Here is a 2,399-nt window from a genome sequence, read left to right on the forward strand (position 1 = left end):
CAAGTCCGATTACAAAAGCTGCTTAACTTTAAAAACATGATTTTCTCTCCTCGTCTTTTAGGCGGGGAGGTGGTTAATGGCTCTGTTCCATTTGTATATCCACTTTATTAGCTGTTAATGTTGGAATAGAAGAGACATCAATGTCCCTCAAGGCATGCCATGTATCATAATTGGCTTGAAGCTGTAGCCAAAGGGCTGGTCCATTTCCTAACAATTTACCAATGCGAGCTGCTGTTACGGCTGTGACTGGACGTTCTCCTTTAAGGATACCGTGCAAGTGCTGGCGTGATATTTGAAGAATCCTAGCAATTTCGGTTTTGCTTGCATTTAAATGTTCTAAGGATTCAGCTAAAATTTCTCCTGGATGAGAAGGACAACGATTAGGATTACGTGTGGTCATGGATAGTTTCCTTTACAAATCTTAAAACCTTCAGTGGTATTGCTCTAGATCAACATGGTAAACGTGTCTGTCTTTAAATTCAAAAGTGATACACCAAGGACCATTGATATGAATTGTGTAGCGAGTTGGAGTAAAGCCTTTAAGCATATGAAAATTATAACCTGGTACATTGATATCACTAACTTGAGAAGCAGCGTCAAGGGCATCAAGACGGCGAATAATACGCTGTTGAAGCCTGCTATCAATCTTACTTTTTCCTGTTTCCCAGAGAGATTGGAGGTCTTTATTTTTAAATGTTTTGATCATAGCAAACTCAACAACTTTATTTTAAGTAAGATGTAATGTATTAAGTGACAATTGTCAACAAAAATGTTACGATTTAATATGATTGATGCCAACACTGTGGAACTACAAGAATTTAAGAAATGAATATCAAACCAATTCGTACAGAGAGAGATTACCAAGAAGCTTTAGAAATTGTGTCTGCAATGTTTGATAAGCAGCCAGAAGTTAATACTCCAGAATTTGATAGAATGAAAACTCTTGTTTTGTTAATTGAAGCTTATGAAACAGAACACTATCCTGTTTCTCCACCTCATGCGTAAAGAGAAGAATAGGTGCATGGAGGGGATAAATTTGCACGTTAACATCAAGGATTTTACAAACATACCAACGGCTGTCTGATCAAATATTGCTAAAAACTTAGATCCCTTGCCATTCTTAATAAAGTGAATACGAAGTTTAAATTCTGTTGCCATCTTGCTCTCCAAATCAATGAAGAGAGAATAACAACCATCACCATGCTCCATAAGCCTGACACTGTCAGTCAAAAAAGCCCTTTCAAAGGGCTTTTAAAGAGCGATAAAAGGACTTAAAAACATATAAGCCTGCTTATAGAACAGCTATCCATTTGACTTCTGTCATATCTTGGTTACTTGTGCATCCATTTATTCTTTCCATAATCTTATAAGAACAGCGCCATCAGCTCCAGCACCACTTGGAGAAGAATCGTCATGAGCACCAGCACCGCCACCACCAAAACCACGCCCCGCTTTTCCTGAACTATAGGAACCTTTGCCTAGTCCTCCAGCGCCACCACGTGATGTATCACCTCCAGCATCGCCTCCATTCCCACTTGTTTTACTCGTAATTCCATTCGTTCCAGCATAACCATTTCCGCCTTTGGCGATTCCTAGATGTTCGTCTGTTGCTAAACCAAAGTTTCCACCTGTACCTCCAGCGCCACCAGTGCCTGAATAGAAGGTAGTCGTACTACCACCAAATCCCGTGTGAGATTGATAGGCAGAAACACCCCCACCCCCCTTTCCTCCTGTAGCGGTAATAAAATTCTTTCCAACGGCTGTTATTCCTCCAGACTTACCTGTTACAGTCCGCCCTGAAACAGAATCTCCTCCTTTACCAATAGCGATATTCTCATGACCCTTTAAACTCGCTTTATAACCATACCATACCGTACAACCGCCACCGCCGCCACCGCCTCCTAAGTAATAAGAATAACCACCCCCACCACTGCCGCCGCCACCCCATGCTTGGATCTCAACTTTAGTTTTATCCGTTACCCAGTCTGGCCATTGAATTTTCCCATCTTGCGTATACAGCAATTCAGCATCAGCAAGAGCCGGCCAATTTGTGATTTTATCGGTCAAATCTTTTTTAAGACTCTTTATCTGTGCCAAGATGGCTGCATCCACTTGTGATTTGGTATAAACAGCTTCGTCATCAACTCTCAAAGGTCCTTTAAGCGAGCTTCCGGTTGTGCTTAGATTGGTAACGACTTTGTTGTTATGGATAAGGCTAAACGACGAATTACCCAACAGTTCTAAGCCACCACTCATGGTAACTTTGCTGGTAAATTTATTATAACTTTGCCATTCATTTGGGCTTGTGAGGTGTCCATAGCTTGTGAGATCTTCATTGATCTTAGCTCTAAAATCATCAAGCCCCACAATATCTTCGGTTTTATGTTGGTGTGCGCCTA

At 41.1% G+C, this 2,399-nt stretch carries 4 protein-coding genes; 1 reads left to right on the top strand and 3 read right to left on the bottom strand.

The genetic code is table 11. The features are described 5' to 3' along the window. Nucleotides 1–73: 73 nt before the first annotated feature. Together ACFIJP_RS08760 and ACFIJP_RS08765 are read right to left on the bottom strand one after the other, a co-directional pair. Nucleotides 74–400, bottom strand: coding sequence for a HigA family addiction module antitoxin (locus ACFIJP_RS08760; protein WP_273791640.1), 327 nt, complete (start codon nt 398–400; stop codon nt 74–76). Between the two features lie 30 nt (nt 401–430). Beyond that, nucleotides 431–706 carry a type II toxin-antitoxin system RelE/ParE family toxin gene (locus ACFIJP_RS08765; protein WP_273791641.1) on the bottom strand — a complete coding sequence of 92 codons (276 nt, stop codon included), beginning with the start codon at nt 704–706 and terminating at the stop codon, nt 431–433. A 119-nt stretch (nt 707–825) separates the two neighbouring features. On the opposite strand from ACFIJP_RS08765, the gene ACFIJP_RS08770 reads away from it, so the two are divergent. After that, complete coding sequence (locus tag ACFIJP_RS08770) at nt 826–1,005, top strand: hypothetical protein (protein ID WP_375627011.1); 180 nt, start codon at nt 826–828, stop codon at nt 1,003–1,005. Nucleotides 1,006–1,347: 342 nt separating this feature from the next. On the opposite strand, the gene ACFIJP_RS08775 is transcribed toward ACFIJP_RS08770, so the two are convergent. Then, the coding region (locus ACFIJP_RS08775) for a Bgr_08870 family protein (protein WP_375627012.1) at nt 1,348–2,399 on the bottom strand (1,052 nt) is incomplete at its 5' end.

The organism is Bartonella sp. MU37NMGALS, from assembly GCF_042194015.1.
Taxonomy (GTDB): Bacteria; Pseudomonadota; Alphaproteobacteria; order Rhizobiales; family Rhizobiaceae; genus Bartonella; species Bartonella grahamii.

What these genes read in the sequence shown, in the direction of transcription:
- ACFIJP_RS08760 (WP_273791640.1), bottom strand. Translation starts at nt 400, where the DNA reads ATGACCACACGTAATCCTAATCGTTGTCCTTCTCATCCAGGAGAAATT.
- ACFIJP_RS08765 (WP_273791641.1), bottom strand. Translation starts at nt 706, where the DNA reads ATGATCAAAACATTTAAAAATAAAGACCTCCAATCTCTCTGGGAAACA.
- ACFIJP_RS08770 (WP_375627011.1), top strand. Translation starts at nt 826, where the DNA reads ATGAATATCAAACCAATTCGTACAGAGAGAGATTACCAAGAAGCTTTA.